Origin of the sequence: uncultured Roseibium sp., assembly GCF_947494555.1 — a bacterium.
In the GTDB taxonomy this organism is placed as follows: Bacteria; Pseudomonadota; Alphaproteobacteria; order Rhizobiales; family Stappiaceae; genus Roseibium.
In genome coordinates this window covers 389860-406531 of record NZ_CANLVF010000006.1, presented here as the reverse complement: position 1 = coordinate 406531, position 16672 = coordinate 389860, and the positions used below count along the sequence as shown (strand labels likewise).

Here is a 16672-nt window from a genome sequence, read left to right as displayed (position 1 = left end):
TCCGTGTGATCGACACATTCGGTCGGCCCACAGTCTCGTTTCCCGGTCAGCTCAATCCATCACGTTGCAGACGATGCCAATTCCACCCAAGACACTCCATTTTTTGCGAAAACTGAAAGCTGCTGCAGATCCAAGAGAAATCGCTGCGCGCTTGTCGCCCCGGCCGGATGCGCCAACACCATTGATGACTTTGCCCAGGCCCTCAGGGTCCGCAATCGCCCGGATCTGGTCGCGGCTGACGCAGGCCGGTGTTCCCGAGGCTGCAAGGAAAGTCCTGGCGGACGACCGTACCCTTTCAGATGTCAACCACTATGCCGGCAACATCGAGAACATGGTTGGAACCGTGAAAGTTCCGGTCGGGGTTATCGGTCCGTTGCGGGTCAATGGCGTCTTTGCTCAAGACGACTATTTCGTCCCGCTGGCTACTACGGAGGCGGCCCTCGTCGCGTCCTATGCCCGCGGTGCCAAGGCTGTTGGCAAGTCGGGTGGCATCAGTGTTGCGACCCTTGGAGAAGGTGTTCTCCGTTCGCCGGCGTTCCGCTTCGACTCAATTGCGAAAGCCGGCCTGTTCGTCGACTGGGCGATTACGTCGGCAGACGGCCTGGTTGCGGCGGCAGAAGCAACGACACGCTTCGGCAAGTTATTGTCGATTGACCCCGTGATTGACGGTGAAATCGTCTTTTTGATGTGCCGCTATGAAACCGGAGACGCAGCCGGGCAAAACATGGTCACGTTCGCGACCGAAGCACTATGCAGACACGCGCTTCAGTCGTCGCCCGTCGCTCCGAAGTCCTGGTTCCTGGAGGCCAACTTCTCCGGCGACAAAAAGGCCAGTTTTCTGGGCACGATGCTTGGCCGAGGTCGCCGCGTAACAGCGCAGGTGGACGTTCCGGAAGACGTTGCCGAAACGGTACTTGGATCGCCGATCGATCAGATTCTCGAATATGGCCGCATTGCCAATCTGGGTGCGTTGATGACAGGCCAGGTCGGTGCCCAGGCCCATTTCGCCAATGGCCTCGCAGCGCTTTACCTGGCGACCGGACAGGATGTTGCCTGTGTTGCGGAATCGGCGGTCGGATTTACACGCATGGAACGGAGTGAGACCGGGTTGCTTGTTACCGTGACCTTGCCCAACCTGATACTCGGCACTGTGGGTGGTGGGACGCAGCTGCCCTCGCAGGCTGCCGGTCTCGATATTCTGGGATTGCGGGGCACCGGGAAAGCACCGGCACTGGCGGAAGTTGCGGCAGCGCTTTGCTTGTGCGGTGAACTTTCCTTGACGGCGGCGGTTGCCGGTGGACAGTTCGGCAGCGCTCACAAGCGGCTTGCCCGGGGCAAGAACGCATGACCGGCCAAGCGGAAAATGAAGCGTCAGTTCTGGCCCGACTTTGGGTCTATCAATCCGAACGGTTCCCGCTGATCCAGACCGTTCCGTTGCTGGGCGCGTTTTCGGCAGCATCGGTAACGGCCTCCGCCCGGCTGGCTGAGCGGCAGCTGCCGGGCGTCGATGCATACCTCGTCGCGTTCTTGATCGTCATGGTGTTCTTCTGGCAAATGCGAGCACTCGATGAGATCAAGGATGCGGAGATTGACCGGCGCTACCGCCCGGAACGGCCGATCCCGCGCGGCTTGGTCTCGCTCAAGCTGATCCTCTGGCTGGCGGGCGCCGCGGTTGTTCCCGCTGCCTTTTCCGCCTATGCGCTCTCGCCTGGTGTGCTTTACCTGGTTCTGCTGGTCTGGGCCTGGCTCGGGTTGATGGCGTTTGAATTCTTTGTTCCGGACTTTTTGCGCAAGTCGCCGGGGCTCTACCTCGTCTCGCATATGGCGATCATGCCGCTGATCGATCTTGTCCTGACAGGGTGTGAATGGGTCCCTGCCGGCTCGGTTCCGGAGGGTATCTGGACCTTTCTGCTGATGAGTTTTTGCAATGGATGCGTCATCGAATTCGGCCGCAAGGTCTGGGCGCCGGAACAGGAGCGCGAAGGCGTCGAGACGTATAGCTCTTCCTGGGGTATTTCGAGGTCTCTCACAGCACTTGCTGTCGCAACGGGTGTCGCGTTTCTATCGCTCGTGATCTGCGGCTTCTACCTGGACCGGCCCCTGGTCACGGCGTTTTGCGGACTTGTGTTTCTGTTGCCGTTTGCATTCGTCCTCGTGGACTTTGCACGGACCCCAGACAGGAAACGTCAAAAGCGGTTAGAAACTCTCTCCGGTCTCTGGGTGCTCGCCTGTTATCTGGCCGCAGCGTTCGCGCCCAGCCTTGGAGGTCAGTCTTGACGGCGCTCTTTACCTCGCAAGATGCACTGGAAAGTTCGGCACAGGTCATCGGCGGCAAGGCGCGCGTTTTGGCGGACCTTGCAAGGGCAGGCTATAAGGTTCCACCCTTCTTCGTGATCCCGTCTGCGTCATTTGAAAACGGTCAGATTGCCGAGGCTCAAAAGTCGGCCATTCACACGGCCTGTGATGCGCTCGGAGGGACGCAGTTCGCGGTGCGGTCTTCCGCAAGCTCTGAAGATGGGCACACCGAGTCCCATGCCGGACAGTTTCTGACCTTTCTTGATGTCGCTGCCGCCGATGTACCATCGAAGGCCGAAGCGGTTTTCGCGTCGGGCCTGGGAGACAGCGTCGCGGCCTATCGCGCCGCACAGGGAATTGCCGACATAAACATGCCCTCCGTAATCGTGCAGGCGATGGTGGACGCGCGCGCCGCAGGCGTGGCATTTGCCGCAGATCCGGTGACGGGGAGGCGCGACCAGATCGTCGTCTCGGCGACGGAAGGTCTCGGCGACGCACTGGTTTCGGGTGAAGTCAGCGGCGAAACCTGGCGTTTTTCGCACCCCCGGCTGGAAACGCTCGAGCGGCCCGGCGGCGACAGTGCATCGAGCGAAGAAGATGCGCGCGCGATTGCCGATCTGTGCATTTCGGTGAGCGAGAAAAGAGGTCAACCTCAAGACATTGAATGGGCCTTTTCAGCTGAAACGCCCGAGCCCTTCCTGCTGCAGGCCCGCCCGATCACGACCCGTCTTTTGCCGGCTGGTGTCGCCGAAAAACGGCTGCTGGTGTTCGACAACTCCAATATCGTTGAGAGTTACCCGGGACTGGTGTCACCGCTCACCTACAGCTTTGCGGTCGCCGCTTATGCCCGTGTCTACACATCGTTCCTCGCCTTGATCGGAACCAGTCCCGAAGTAATCAAGGCTCACGCCACCGACCTTGAAAACATGCTCGCCCGGATCGACGGGCGCATGTACTACAATCTTGGCAGCTGGTACCGCCTGCTCTCCCTGCTGCCGTTTTTTTCAAGCAACCGGCAACACATGGAAACCATGATGGGGGTTGCCGAACCGCTCCCGGATGAGGTCATGGCCGGGATCGCACCATCGAAGAGCCCGCTCGCGGCTGCAAAAATGGTCGCCCGGCTCGCCTTTGCCGCGTTCCGCCTGAATGCGATCAAGAAAGGCTTCATGAAGCGGGTTGTCGAGACTGTGCCGCCGCGCGAGACCTGGCACGATCTGGAGGATCGGCCTTTGTCAGAGCTGGCGGGTGAGTACAGGCGGGTCGAGCATGCGCTCCTGGATGACTGGGATGCGCCGATCGTCAACGACTTCCTGTGCATGATGGCTTTCGGCGGGTCTCGCTCGCTCCTGCAGCGCTGGGCGGGTGAGCCCGGCCTAGCGCTCCACAACGATGTCATGATCGGACAGGGCGATATCGTCTCGGCTGAACCGGCACGCCTGATCCGGCAAATCGGTGAGCGCGTGAGGGAAACACCCGGTGCCGCCGATATACTCGCCTCCGGTGACGAGCAAGCCGTCTTTGCGCTTCCAGGCATCGGCAATCTCCTGAAGGACTATCTCAATCGTTTCGGCGACCGGCGCATCGGAGAACTCAAGTTGGAAGAACCGACGCTCGACGAAGCGCCAATGCCGCTCTTTCGGGCCGTTTCCGCGTCAGCATCGCGTCCCGGGGTCGATCCGGAACGGGTTGAGCCCGACGAAGTTCTCAAAAGTCTGTTTCGCGGGCGGCCACAGCGCGTTTTGGCACGGCTGATATTGTCCTACGCCAAGGCGCGGGTGCGCGATCGTGAGAACCTGAGGTTCGAAAGAACCCGAATTTTCGGGTATGCACGCCGTGTCTTTCGCGCGATCGGCAAATCTTTGACGGCGTTGGGTCACCTGAATGAGCCGGACGATGTGTTCTTCCTGACCCTGGAGGAGGTGCTCGCGACGGTCGAAGGATCAGCCGTGAACGCTGGCCTGAAAGGTCTCGTCGCTTTGAGGCGCGCCGAGCAGGAAGAGGCCGCCGGTTTGCCGGAGCCTGCGGAGAGGATCCTGGTTCGTGGCACCGCTTTTGACCGGGCACAAAGAATGGCGACGCATGGACCGGGTGAAGGCCAATCGCACCTCGATCCCAATGACATCCAGAGGCATGGAACTGCCTGTGGTGGCGGCCGCGTCGAAGGGATCGCGCGTGTTATCCGAGACCCTGCCGAAGAGCAGGTGCAGCCCGGCGAAATTCTTGTCGCACGGCATACCGATCCGGGTTGGATATCGCACTTTGCAAACGCGGCGGCTGTGATCGGCGAACGCGGCAGCGTCTTGTCGCATTCAGCCATTGTCTCCCGGGAACTTGGAATTCCCTGCGTGGTCGCGGTTCCCGAAGCCTGCGACTGGATCGCAACGGGAGACCGGCTTGAAGTCGACGGCTCCGCCGGATGGGTGAGAAAGCTGTCATGAGTGTCTCCATCGACCAGCGGGCCAGCTTCGAGGCCATCCGCTACGCCAGGGCCTGGGAAGATGCGGACGTGCTTTTGTCCGGCTTTCACGCCCGTCCGGGGCAGCGGTTTTTGTCCATATGCGCTGCCGGTGACAACGTGTTGGCACTCCTTATGCTCGACCCACAGGAAATCGTCGCCGCGGACCTGTCCACCGCACAGATTGCTTGTCTGCAGCTTCGAATGGCAGCATTCCGGACCTTGTCGCACGAAGAATTTCTGGAACTCTTCGGTGCACGCCCATCCTCACGCCGGGATTTGCTACTGGAACAGGTTCTGCAGGAATGCGACCCGGAGACTCGTTCGCTTTGGCAGTCTCTGGCGACGGAGGTTGAAAAATACGGTGCAGGCAATGTCGGTAAGTTCGAAACCTACTTCCGGCACTTCCGGCGGTACGTTCTGCCGCTTATCCATTCAAGATCGACGATTGAAAGTGTCTTTGCCGAACGGGACCGCCCGGCGCGCGAACGGTTTTTCGAGGACCGTTGGAACAACCGCCGCTGGAACCTCTGCACGAGCTTGTTCTTTTCCAGAACAGTGATGGGCTGGCTCGGGCGGGACCCAGCCTTCTTCGACCATGTCGACGGCAGCGCCGGAGCACATGTCCGGCGCAAGGTGCGGTTCGCGGCGGTCGACCAGGATCCCAGTCAGAACCCCTATATGCGCGAAATTCTCACGGGCCGTGGCTGTGACGTTCTGCCAACAGCCTGGCGCGCGGAAAACTATGCAACGATCGAGGCACGGCTTGACCGCATTTCGCTGGTCAAGGGTCCGATAGATCAGGCTGGGGAAGGCGTTTTCGACGGGTTCAATCTCTCGGACATCTTTGAATACATGTCCCTTGAGGAAACGGCGAAAATCTATGGAAAATTGCTCGAGCGGGCGGCTCCGGGTGCGAGATTTCTCTACTGGAACATGATGGCTCCGCGCTCGGCACCGCAAGACCTTCGGCACCGCGTTCAGCGCCTGCCGGATGTTGAAGCCGGGCTCAAGCAGCTGGACAAGGCGTTCTTCTATTCGGACCTGGTCCTTGAGGAGGTCGCGGGTTGACGGTCCAGGTCCTCATTGCGATCGGATCGGTCATCGCGCTCTTCATTCTTGCCGCAGGGATTCGAAGGGTCGCAACACGCTTCGTTATCGGTGCGGAGAGCCAGCGAAAGGCCGTTCACGTCGGCGTCGGCATTCATGCCATGCTTCTGCCTCTGGTACTGACCCGCGACGGTTTCCTGGTTTTCGCCGCGCTGGCAGCAATTGCACTGCTGGTGCTGCGGCTCCCGGGCATTGCGACCGATGGCGTCGGGGCGTCTCTGCATTCGGTTCAGCGCCGCTCCTGGGGCGACTTTCTCTTTCTTTTCGCGATTTCACTGCTGTTTGTGCTCTCGGCCGGACATCCTGCGCTCTACACTTTGCCGATTGCCGTGCTGACGCTTTCGGACGCGGCCGCGGCGCTGGTCGGCACGCGATACGGCCGGCTCCGGTTTGGCGGCAACGACAGAACCAAAAGCGTGGAAGGCAGCGTCACCTTTCTGGTCGTGACGTGGATAACGGCCGTGATTGTCCTGCAATTGGGAACCGAAATACCGAGGCCGAACGTGATCTGGCTGGCAACACTCGTTGCGGCATTTGCAACATTCGTTGAGGCTGACAGCTGGCGTGGCCTCGACAATCTCTTTGTGCCTGTCGGTGTCTACGTGCTGCTGAGCACCTGGTCTAATTCGGAACCTGCTGTTCTTGCTCTGATAACAATAGTCTGGCTGCTGGTCCTTGTGATTGCTCAATTGTTCGCACCACGCATTGGCATGACACCGCATGCGGCGCGCACGGCACTCGTCGCCCTGTTCCTGTCGACGATCGTGGCAGCGCCGATCAATTCGGTCCTGCCGGTCTTGGCGTTTTTTGCCGCGCTTGCAGCAAGAACGGAAGACGAGGATATCGAACCCATACTGGACTTCGTTGCAGCGCTGGTGCTTGCCGGAGTTGTCTGGCTGATGATCGGCAACATTTTCGGGACCAATGCCGTCGCCTTTTATTCCGCGACATTTGCTGCAATCGGAGCGGGATACGCCGGATTTGCATTTCGAAACGGGCGTTTCAGGTTTCTGGCCGGACTTGCGGGTACCGGTATTGCGATCCTGGCCTGCTGGTTGCTCCTTCCCGCTATTGTCGAATTCATGGGTTGGACGCCTGCATTGCCGTTGATTGTGGTTATCTCGATCGTAACGACGGCGACGGCGCTGACGGAGGTCTTGCGACCCCGATGTTGGGGTAACCGGAACCCGGGGGTGCGCCTGGCCCTCACTGCTCTGGCGATGCTCTTGCCGATCTATTTTTATGAGGCGACGTTATGACGAAAATGCCGAAGATATACCGCGATGTCCCCTCCTGGGATGGCATGAGGACGGCGGCGATTGGGACTGGTTCATTTGCGGACGCACAAAGCGGCGCCCGTTTCCTCGCCGAGGCATGTGACGAATTGCGTCAAGAGGGGTTCGAAGCTGTGGTCGGACCGATGGACGGCTCGACTTGGGGCACATACCGCTTGCAGGTCTGGTCAGATGGTAGCCCGGGATTTTTCATGGAACCGGCCGGCGCGGCCCATGACCTTGCCGCCTACGAAAGCGCCGGTTTTGCAGTCGCGGAACTGCATGTATCTTCCAGTGCGCAACCCGGATCTCGCGGTTATGAAGATGCGGTTCCGGCTGTAACGGTGGAAAGCTGGGACGGAAAAGACCCCCAGGCCCTGCTTTCCAGCGCATATGCACTCGTCATGGACGGCTTCCACGCGACACCGTTTTTTACTCCGGTTCCCGAGCCTCTCTTTCTGGAAAAGTATTCTCCGCTTCTCGCTCAGGCCGACCCGCGTTTCATTCTGAAAGCGACCGACGATAACGGCGCAACAAGGGGACTGACCCTGGCTTTCCCGGACCCGATGCGTATCGGAGCCATCGTTCTGAAAACCTATGTCGGATCACTCCCGGGCGCGGGCCGCGCCATGGCCGACCGGGTTCACGCGCTCGCCGGGGAACATGGCTTCAAGGAAGTTGTTCACGCCCTGATGCGCTCCGGTATTGCCTCCGAAGCCCAAAGCCGGAAATTCAGTGGCACCGTTTTTCGGCGCTACGCGCTGATGGGTCGGCGCTTGTGAACCTCATTCAGGACTTCCTGCTTGCTGCGCAAGATCATCCGGAAAGGCGCGCGATCATCGACAGATCCGGCGTGGTGATCAGCTACGGTGATCTGGACAAGCGATCCGCACGCCTGGCCGCCTCTTTCGCCTCCAAAGGGATCGGCCGTGGCGACCGGGTCCTCGTCGGGGAGTTTCCGGGCCTCGGGTTATATGCCGGCCTCGCCGCGCTTTGGCGGCTGGGTGCGGTTGCGGTTTTTCCCGAGCCTGCGATGGGCCTCGCCGGATTTCGCCATGCCGCTGCGGTGACCGAACCCGTCGCCCTCCTGGCGTCCTGGAAGATAGGCTTGCTGGCGCGGATGCTTCCCGAAACACGGCGTGTTCCGATCCGGTTATCGCCTGATGCCGATGGCTCCAACTCAGGCGATGGGTGCGAACCGCGCGACCCTTCCGAACCGGCGCTGATATCCTTCACCAGTGGCAGCACCGGTGCGCCAAAAACGATTGTACGCACCCACGGCCTCATGCGGGCACAGCATTCAGCGCTCGCGCCCTTGATTGCATCGGATCGTGGCGAAGAAACCGACATCGTCGCCTTCCCTGCGTTTGTTCTCACCTGCATCGGCCATGGCAGCACAGCGGTCATGCCGACCTGGAACCTGAAACGTCACGACAAAATGCCGGCGGCCGAGGTCGTGCGTCTTGCCGAGCAGACCGGTGCGACCCGTTTGCTTGTTCCGCCGGTTGCTGTTGATCGCCTCATTGGAGCGCCGCTGCCCGGGTCAGTGCACAGGGTCATGACTGGCGGCGGACCGCTCTACCCCGATGTTGCCCGCCGTTTTCTGTCCGGCCAACCGGGCAAGGGCCTGACCGTCGTTTACGGATCAACGGAAGCCGAGCCTGTTTCTTTTTCTCGTCTTGAAGACCTTTCGGAGCAGGACTGGGAGGCGTCCGCAGGCGGCAAGGGCCTGCCGGTTGGCAAACCGGTGAAGGAAGCGGCGCTGAAATTCATCGACGACGAAATCCTTGTCTCCGGCCCACATGTCAATCGCGGCTATCTTGATCCGAGCCGGGACAAGGAGACAAAACTGGTGGACGGTGCAACGGTCTGGCACCGAACCGGAGATGCGGGACAACTCGATGACGACGGCCGCCTCTGGTTGCTCGGACGCAAAGAGGCGGCCTCAAATGGCCTCTTTGCGTTTTCGCTCGAGACCGCTGCGCGCTTGTGGCCGGGCGTGACCGGTGCCGCATTTGCAGTCGAGCGATCGGGAACGCCCGTCCTGTTTCTGTCTGGCGACGCGCAGAAACAAAGCCTCTGGCGCGAACGTGCGAAGGACCTCGGTTCGTTCGATTTGGAGGTTGTTGCGCAAATCCCTATGGACCGCCGGCATCGATCCAAGCCGGATACGAAACAATTGCTGTCACGATATCGAAGCGTTGGCTGAGCGGCATCACGCGCCGCGCGGAAGGTGATCTGTATACCCGGCATCGACGAGCGTTTCGAATGCCTGCGCAACGCCATCCGGGATCACGACCTCGGACTGGAACCCGAGCACAGGATAGGTTCTGATCCTCTCCAGGTCGCCGACCATTTCACATATCAAGGCACGTTCGTCATGAGCCAGCGTCGGTTGGTCTTCGTAAGACGTCAAAGGTGCGGTGACCAAACCTTTTACGTCCGGCCATTGTTTGAGGACGGTCGCCTGGCATCGTCGTTGTGTTTGCGGTTTCGTGACGAATATGACTTGCGACGCTTCCGGCACGATCTGAGCGGCAAAGCGGATGTTCTCTCCAATGTTTGTTGCCGTTGTTTCCGTCACGATTGCAGTATGCGGTACGTCAAGCTCCTGCGCGCGCGCCGAAAACGCTTCCGCTTCGCTGGTGGAATAAAGATCTTGCGTCCAGTTCCCTGCGGCACCCGTGAAAACGATGCGGTCGGCCAGACCTTCGTGAAACAGATCCGCGCATCTGTCGGCGACGCGCAGGTCGTAGGATCCAAGACCGACAACGAGATCTGCGGGCTCCAGCGGGTCATAGACACAATGAAACTGCCAAAGAAGCCGGGCGGCCTCACGGATGATGCTGTTCATTGCGGTTCGCCGATCTCGATGATGTGACCGTCCGGATCGAAAAGCCGGAAGACACGCTGTCCCCAGGGCTCCTTTCGAACCTCATGGATCAGTTCGGTTCGGGATGCAACATGCTGGCAGGTGGCCGTCACATCCTCGACTTCGAAATAAAGGACCAGGTTCTTACGTCCGTAAGGCGCGTCACTCGTGTCTTCAGTACCGAATACAGTCTCATGAAGTGATTGACCGTCATGCAGGGCAAAGCCATTTTCGAACAGCACGAAATTGCCGTGGTCTTCCAGGATCCGGAGCGCGAGGGTCTCGGTGTAAAAACGTTTGGATCGTTCAATATCCGAAACAAAAGGCAGAGGGTTCACGAATTTCATCGTGTGTCTCCGATGGTCAGGAGCATTTTGGTACTCTCAAACGCTCGGCGGACAAAGGGAAAACAATTTTTGCGTCGCTTGCAAAGACTTGCAGAGTCTTGAATCAGGTTGGCCGAGTCTTCTGAAACTGACGCTCAACCGTTGCGGCGTTGTCCGTGTCCAGGATCAGCAACCGTGTCGATGAGCGGGACTGGTCGAATGCCGACTTGATCGTGGAAACGGGTATGAAGCCTTCGCGTGTATCGGGTTTCCAGTCATGGGTCACAAGCCCCAATTCACCCTCAAAGGACAGGAAGGAGTGCCCGGCAAAATAGACGATGAACAATCCTCCTTCTTTTCCGGAATGCGCGAGCTTTGAAAGATGGTTGCTTAAAGTCCGCGCGGTGGCTTCTTCGTCGTAAACGGACTGAATGTTCTTGTCGGGAACAGTCAGGCTCTCAAGTGTTTTGGTCACTTTTTCAGCGTCGGACCTGCAGTAGGAAAGGTTCCCGAGCGGGTAACCCGCATATTTGTCGATCCCGATTACAAGGGCTTCCAGGCCAGTGTAGTGGGCTTCATCGCCGGCGATGGGTATCTTGCTGTTACCCTCGACAAAGAGCGTGGGGCGGCTGTCCGCCCTGTAGATTTTCATTTGCCGTTCAAGGGACCTGAACAGGTCGTTCAGATAGAGCGTGCCTTTTTTCTTGCTCCGCCATTCGTTGAAGCTCTTGAGCAGAAAATAGGTAAAGACGCCGCCATTCAGTTCGGCCACTTCATAGGCGTGTTCACCCCAGGACGTTGCTGTGATGATCGCCGTATTTGTCGGGACGTCGGAGGACAGCGACACCGCGGAAGCCGACGACATCGCCAGCCTGCGTTCCGATTCCGATCGTGTCTCGTCTCGGCCGATCGCGTTCAGTTGGCGGGCGATTGCCTGGTTTTGCGATGTTCCCAATTCCCGAATGGCAGCAGCGCGAACATTTCCGTCCCGGTCCGATTGCGCGAGGATAGCGACGATGGGCTCGTAAATCTCCGGCGAGACCGATTCCCTGAGGGCAACGACCGCAAGCTCGCGTGTCGTCCGGTCGGAGCTCGTGAGATGCTCCATGAGTTTTCCGGTCAACTCGCCCCTTTGGAGCTGAACCTGATTGTCGGCCCGGATATTTGCAGCTTCAATCTGTGCCTCGGCAGTCGCTTTGGAGGCTTGTTGCTGTGACTTGTTGATTGATTGGGAAATCCAATAGCCGACAAGCGCAATCGCTAAGCTTGATAATAACTCAGGTGTGATATCGATGAGCTTGTCCAGATAGGAGTCTTCTTCCTTGGCGCCATCGGACTTGGAGACAAGCGACAACTCGCCCGATACCTCGACCTTCTGCCCGTCGCTCGTGACGGGAGCGTTTTGAGCGGTGTCCTGCGACACCGACGGGATTGCCGAAAACAAGACGGCCGCAGCCATCGCAAGAGCGGTCAAAAGTGATTTCAGTCCAATCATCTCAAAATCGGCCTCGTGGACAGGCTTTCAATCGAAATCATCACGCCCTGGCGGGTAAGAGAGGTTTCGCCTGGGCGGTCCGGGTCAAATCTTAATGGCGACAAGCGGAAGCTGCATGCATTGCTCCCCCTTCGCATTAACCAGGGAAGTCTGCCATGGATGACGTCGAGTTTCCACTGAGCCTGTGCTGCTACTTTTTGAACCAGAGGATTTAGGCTATCTCCGGATTGCGACGTTGGACATCAGGCGCGCGCGTTGCGCCGATGACAGCAAGCATCGCTCCGCTCATGTAAATGGCAAGTCCGGCAAGGGTAGCCGGCGAATAATCGACCCGGCCTTCAAGCAGCTGCATCACGAAGACGATCGCCGGCCCGAGCGCGGTGATCGCGGCAATAACTGAGGAATGAACCAGTGGAATTGCTTTTTGGACCAGATAAAGCGGAAACGCGATCACAACGAGGCCAACCAGGGTGATCCAAAGATAGTCTTCGACTGGTACGATCGTGCTCTTGGCGTCAATGCCGATAAGGAAAGCGGCAAAGGCAAGGAGCGTATAGAGCATGAAGCGGAGCCCGAACTGACAAAGCGGACCAACACCGCGCTGATTGAGCCTTACCGAAAAGAGGATAACCATTGCGGTAAAGCTTCCGGACATCGCAGAGAGCAGGACGCCCGACAGTCCGGCTATCCAGCCGCCGCGCACAAAGCCCGAGTGCCCGAGCACTGTGATAACCGCAAGAACAGCGATTGCGAGCAGGATTAACAGGTTCCCAAAGTTTACGAGCGACTTTTTTGGCGCCGCGGCTTCCGGCAGGCCAAGCTTGCCGGCGACGACTGTCGCAAGAGGGACCATGCCGGAAAACACCGTGAAGACGACGGCGGGCTCGATCAGTTGGATCGCGGTGAAATAGGTGATCCAGGTAAGCGCAGCCAACAGGTTTAGGACCGCAACGATTTTCCACGAGCGGACGGAGGCCGCAAGTTCCGCAGGCCGAAACACTGCCGTTGCCACGGTACAGCCGAGAACGGAGATGCCGAACACCGCGGTGCCGACTGCAAAAGAGTCTGTGTTCTGGAAAACCGATCCGAGGTAGACAGCCTGAAAGGCCTCAAGCGTGACGAAGGACAGGCAGCAGATCAGCCCGAGATGCGTGCGTGACACGTTGAGTTTCTCCGTGGTCAATGGGTGGGGCTGGACACGGAAAGATCTGGTTGCAGGTTTAAGTTCGATACGTGACGCAGCTCTTTGATGATTTAAAATCATGAAAAAATGCTGTGAAAAAGAGACTTTTTGGCTTATTTACATGAGCCATGGTTATGCAAAACAAGCCTCGAGCCTTGCCGCCCTTGTCGCGTTTGAGACCGTTCGAGGCTGCAGCACGGCTGGAGAGTTTTTCGCGTGCGGCTGAAGAACTCGGCATGACTCAGACCGCCGTCAGCAAGCAGATTTCACAACTGGAAAACGATCTTGGAACACGCCTCTTTGATCGTCGGAACCGGGCTGTTTTCCTGACGGAGGCGGGACGCCGGTTCGGACAGGTCGTCGGATCGGCCCTCTCAGATATCGCTGATGAGGTTGCCGTCCTGCGCGGAGACAGACGCGCCAACGAGTTGGTGCTTCACTGTCAGCTGTGCGAGGCGTTTTACTGGCTCATGCCCAGACTGGTCCGCTTTCACCAGCGCTGTCCGGGTGTCGAGTTGCGTGTCTTAAGTTCGCTGAAGCCAATCACGGAAGCAGGAGAACATTTCGATGTTGCCATACAGACCTCGGGCCGTGCATCCGGCACGGCAAGGCTGGCATTTTCCGCAGATGACGACATCTTCCCGGTCTGCTCTCCGGACCTTCTCAACGCACCAGACGGTCCCCTCGGCTCGGCGGATCTGCTCAACTATCCATTGCTGTCACACCGGGTTGTGCCGCAGGACTGGATGGACTGGCCCGCCTGGTTTGAAGCAACGGGTATTACCACGTCCGGCAAGGCCCGTCGGATCTATTTCGACAGCTATCCCGTGACGCTTCAGGCAGCCGTCGCCGGTCAGGGAATTGCCCTCGGATGGCGCCGCACGACGGAAGGCATGATCGCGGAAGGCAAGCTTGTCAGACCTTGCAGCGAGTCTGTTGCGCAACCGGCGGGCATCTCGGTCTATCTCGGTAACGCACGGACCACGCACGCGGACACCGGAAAACTGGTCAGCTGGTTGTCGGACGAGTTTTCCGCCGCCTAAGAAATCGACGCCCTCGGCATCAGCTCATATTGCCGCCGGAGATCGCCCTCAACTCCGCATCCGTTCGTGCTCCGGATCGTAGGGACTGCTAGGAATGACTGTGGCTTCGATTCTCTCCCCGCACAGGTCGAGTTGCATGTTAGTACCCACGGCTGAAAATCGCGGCTCCACAAAGGCATAAGCCAAATTCATGTTGACGCGATGGCCCCAATCTCCGGAGGTCACCGTCCCGACGACCCGGTCTCCTTCCATGAGCGACGCACCTCCCGGCGCCGGTGCGTGCGCGGCGTCCAGGCTGAGCGTCACCATCATTCGAACGGGCCCTTTTGCAACAAGTTGCTCCAGTGCCGCCTTGCCAACAAAGTCTGCCTTGTTCAGCTTCACGAACCTGTCCAGTCCCGTCTCGAAAGGATCGAATTCCGTCAAAAGGTCCGCTTTCCAATGGAAAAAACCCTTTTCCATTCGCATGGATTCCACTGCCCGCGCGCCGAAGAGGGACAGATTGAACGGTTCACCAGCCTTTCGGAGAGCCAGGTAGACCGCATAGAGCGATGCGTTGGGCACGTGGATCTCATAGGCCAATTCGCCGGAAAAACTGACGGCCATGACCGTTGCAGGCGAAAATCCGACATAACACTCGCGAACGCTCAACCAGGGAAAAGCTTCTTTCGACCAGTCACCTCGTGCACAGGCTGACAAAACCTTGCGGGCGTTCGGGCCTGCAAGAACAAGGATCGTCTGGTCGTTTGTCAGGCTCCGGATCTGCACATCCTCATCCTCGCGGACAAGGTGCTTCAGCCAATCCATGTCATGAAATTCGCTCGCCGCCGCGGACCCGTACCAGACACGCGCCGGTCCCCTGTCGCTTTGCGGCAGATTGGCGAAGGTTGCCTCGCATTTGATGCGGCCCTGCCGGTTGAGCAGATAGCCGAGACCGACGCGGCCGTCGCGTTTCGGAACATTGCCGCAGACGATCCTGTCGAGAAAGCTGTGCCGGTCAGCGCCCGTGATTTCAAACCTGTTGAATCCGTTGACCTCGCACAAGCCGACATTGTCACGGACGTTTTGGACTTCCCGTTTTACAAGCGCAAATGCCTCGTCGAACTGAAAGCTCAAGGATGGATGAAAGTCAGCGCTTGGCTTGATGTACTCAACGCGTTCCCAGCCGTTGACCACTGTGAACTCCGCGCCTTCGGCTGCCATCACAGGGGTAAGTGGCGTCGTTTTGGCCGGCCGGCCCGCAGGACGGTGCTCATGGGGAAAGTGGAAACGGAATTCGTTCTGGTAATCCTCAATAGCCTTGAGTGACGTCAGTTCCACATTTGCATGACCTGTGAACCTACGCGGGTCGATACACCAGGTGTCGTAGCAGGCTTCGCCGTGGACGATCTGCTGGGCCAGCAGCCAGCCATGCCCGCCGCCTTCGCCGAGACCTGCGCGCAGTCCGATAATACAGAAGGCGTTTCTCTTGCCGGGAATCGGCCCGACCAGCGGTGCGCCGTCGATCGTATAGGTGATCGGGCCATTGATGACCGACCGGATCCCGGCTTCCATCAGCGCCGGCATGCGCGCAAAGGCCCCTTCCAGGACATCCGTGATGCGATCGAGGTCATCCGGGCAAAGCGCGTTGACGAAATTCGGATCGATGCCATCCATACCCCAGGTCTTGCAGCCTTGTTCGTAAAAGCCGATGAGCAAGCCGTTCTTTTCCTGGCGGCAGTAATAGTCGCTGATCGGGCATCTGATCAAAGGCATGCGGTGGCCAGCTTGCACGATCTCGGGAATGTCCTCGGTCAGAAAATACTGGTGCTCCATTGAGGCGACCGGGTGATGGACACCCATCATGGCGCCAACCTCATTGACCCTGTATCCGCAGGCGTTGACGACGATATCGCAGTCAATGTCACCACGTTCTGTATGTACGGTCCAGGTGTCGTCGCTGTGCTGGGTCAAAGCGGTGACCGGTGTGTTCCGATAGATTTCCGCGCCGGCTTTGCGGGCGTGAAAGGCAAGCGCCTGGCAGAGTTGTGCAGGGTCGATATCGCCGTCCAGCGGATCCCAAAGACCGCCCAGCAGATTTTCGGTCGACACAAGCGGATGGCGGCGGGCACATTCGTCGGCGTCGATCACCTCGAAATGTACATCCATGCCCCGCGCCATCGACGCAAAGTGCTGATAACCCTGCATCTGCGCTTCGGTGTTGGCCGTCCGGATGCCGCCATCACCGTGATGGTAGTTGATCGGATATTCGGGATTTTCCGCGAGGTCCTTGTAGAGCCGGATGGAATGAGACTTCAGCCCGACCATCGTCTGGTTCATGCCAAAATTGGTGACCTGAGCCGCTGAATGCCATGTGGTTCCGCTGGTCAGCTCATTGCGCTCGACCAGGACGACATCGCTCCAGCCTTCCTGTGTCAGATGATAAAGCGTCGAGCAACCGGCGATGCCGCCGCCGATGACAACGGCCTTTGTGCGCGATTTCATGAAGTCAGGCTCCAGGTTCCAAAAGATCAGCGCATAGAGCCTGTCATCGCCGTGAACGGCAACTAGGCGTTCCATGTTTTCGATGTATTCGAATATTAGCGCTGATGAAATCGAATAACTCTCAATTCGCTT

The 16672-nt window shown here is 58.8% G+C and carries 13 protein-coding genes; 8 read left to right on the top strand and 5 right to left on the bottom strand.

Annotated elements, in window-relative coordinates:
• Window positions 1-184: 184 nt before the first annotated feature.
• The 7 genes from Q0915_RS26835 to Q0915_RS26805 are packed head-to-tail and all read left to right on the top strand — an operon-like array spanning window position 185 to window position 9346.
• Window positions 185-1348 (top strand): hydroxymethylglutaryl-CoA reductase, encoded by a 1164-nt coding sequence (locus Q0915_RS26835; RefSeq protein ID WP_299483805.1) that lies wholly within the window; start codon window positions 185-187, stop codon window positions 1346-1348.
• Window positions 1345-2277 carry a UbiA family prenyltransferase gene (locus tag Q0915_RS26830; protein ID WP_299483804.1) on the top strand — a complete coding sequence of 311 codons (933 nt, stop codon included), beginning with the start codon at window positions 1345-1347 and terminating at the stop codon, window positions 2275-2277. Before Q0915_RS26835 ends, Q0915_RS26830 begins: the two co-directional genes overlap by 4 nt.
• Entirely contained in the window at window positions 2274-4736 is a 2463-nt protein-coding gene (locus tag Q0915_RS26825) for a PEP/pyruvate-binding domain-containing protein (RefSeq protein WP_299483803.1), read from the top strand. Before Q0915_RS26830 ends, Q0915_RS26825 begins: the two co-directional genes overlap by 4 nt.
• Window positions 4733-5824: a DUF3419 family protein gene (locus Q0915_RS26820; protein WP_299483802.1), complete on the top strand. Its 1092-nt coding sequence runs from the start codon at window positions 4733-4735 to the stop codon at window positions 5822-5824. The genes Q0915_RS26825 and Q0915_RS26820 overlap by 4 nt, the downstream gene beginning before the upstream one ends.
• Entirely contained in the window at window positions 5821-7122 is a 1302-nt protein-coding gene (locus Q0915_RS26815) for a hypothetical protein (protein WP_299483801.1), read from the top strand. The genes Q0915_RS26820 and Q0915_RS26815 overlap by 4 nt, the downstream gene beginning before the upstream one ends.
• A complete protein-coding gene (locus tag Q0915_RS26810; RefSeq protein WP_299483800.1) occupies window positions 7119-7919 on the top strand; it encodes a hypothetical protein in 801 nt (266 codons plus the stop codon). The genes Q0915_RS26815 and Q0915_RS26810 overlap by 4 nt, the downstream gene beginning before the upstream one ends.
• Complete coding sequence (locus tag Q0915_RS26805) at window positions 7916-9346, top strand: AMP-binding protein (RefSeq protein ID WP_299483799.1); 1431 nt, start codon at window positions 7916-7918, stop codon at window positions 9344-9346. The genes Q0915_RS26810 and Q0915_RS26805 overlap by 4 nt, the downstream gene beginning before the upstream one ends.
• 6 nt (window positions 9347-9352) lie before the next feature.
• Here Q0915_RS26805 and Q0915_RS26800 read toward each other — a convergent pair whose 3' ends face one another.
• From Q0915_RS26800 to Q0915_RS26785, 4 genes are all read right to left on the bottom strand, one after another.
• Window positions 9353-9991 (bottom strand): YdcF family protein, encoded by a 639-nt coding sequence (locus Q0915_RS26800; RefSeq protein WP_299483798.1) that lies wholly within the window; start codon window positions 9989-9991, stop codon window positions 9353-9355.
• On the bottom strand, window positions 9988-10356 hold the full coding sequence (locus Q0915_RS26795; protein WP_299483797.1) for a VOC family protein: 369 nt from the start codon (window positions 10354-10356) through the stop codon (window positions 9988-9990). The genes Q0915_RS26800 and Q0915_RS26795 overlap by 4 nt, the downstream gene beginning before the upstream one ends.
• Window positions 10357-10459: 103 nt before the next feature.
• Window positions 10460-11830 carry a caspase family protein gene (locus tag Q0915_RS26790; protein ID WP_299483796.1) on the bottom strand — a complete coding sequence of 457 codons (1371 nt, stop codon included), beginning with the start codon at window positions 11828-11830 and terminating at the stop codon, window positions 10460-10462.
• A 211-nt stretch (window positions 11831-12041) separates the two neighbouring features.
• Window positions 12042-12992, bottom strand: a complete 951-nt coding sequence (locus Q0915_RS26785; protein ID WP_299483795.1) for a hypothetical protein — start codon at window positions 12990-12992, stop codon at window positions 12042-12044.
• A 155-nt stretch (window positions 12993-13147) separates the two neighbouring features.
• Here Q0915_RS26785 and Q0915_RS26780 point away from each other — a divergent pair, with 155 nt between their 5' ends.
• A complete protein-coding gene (locus tag Q0915_RS26780; protein WP_299483794.1) occupies window positions 13148-14056 on the top strand; it encodes a LysR family transcriptional regulator in 909 nt (302 codons plus the stop codon).
• A 48-nt stretch (window positions 14057-14104) separates the two neighbouring features.
• Here Q0915_RS26780 and Q0915_RS26775 read toward each other — a convergent pair whose 3' ends face one another.
• Complete coding sequence (locus Q0915_RS26775; RefSeq protein ID WP_299483793.1) at window positions 14105-16615, bottom strand: FAD-dependent oxidoreductase; 2511 nt, start codon at window positions 16613-16615, stop codon at window positions 14105-14107.
• Window positions 16616-16672: the final 57 nt, after the last annotated feature.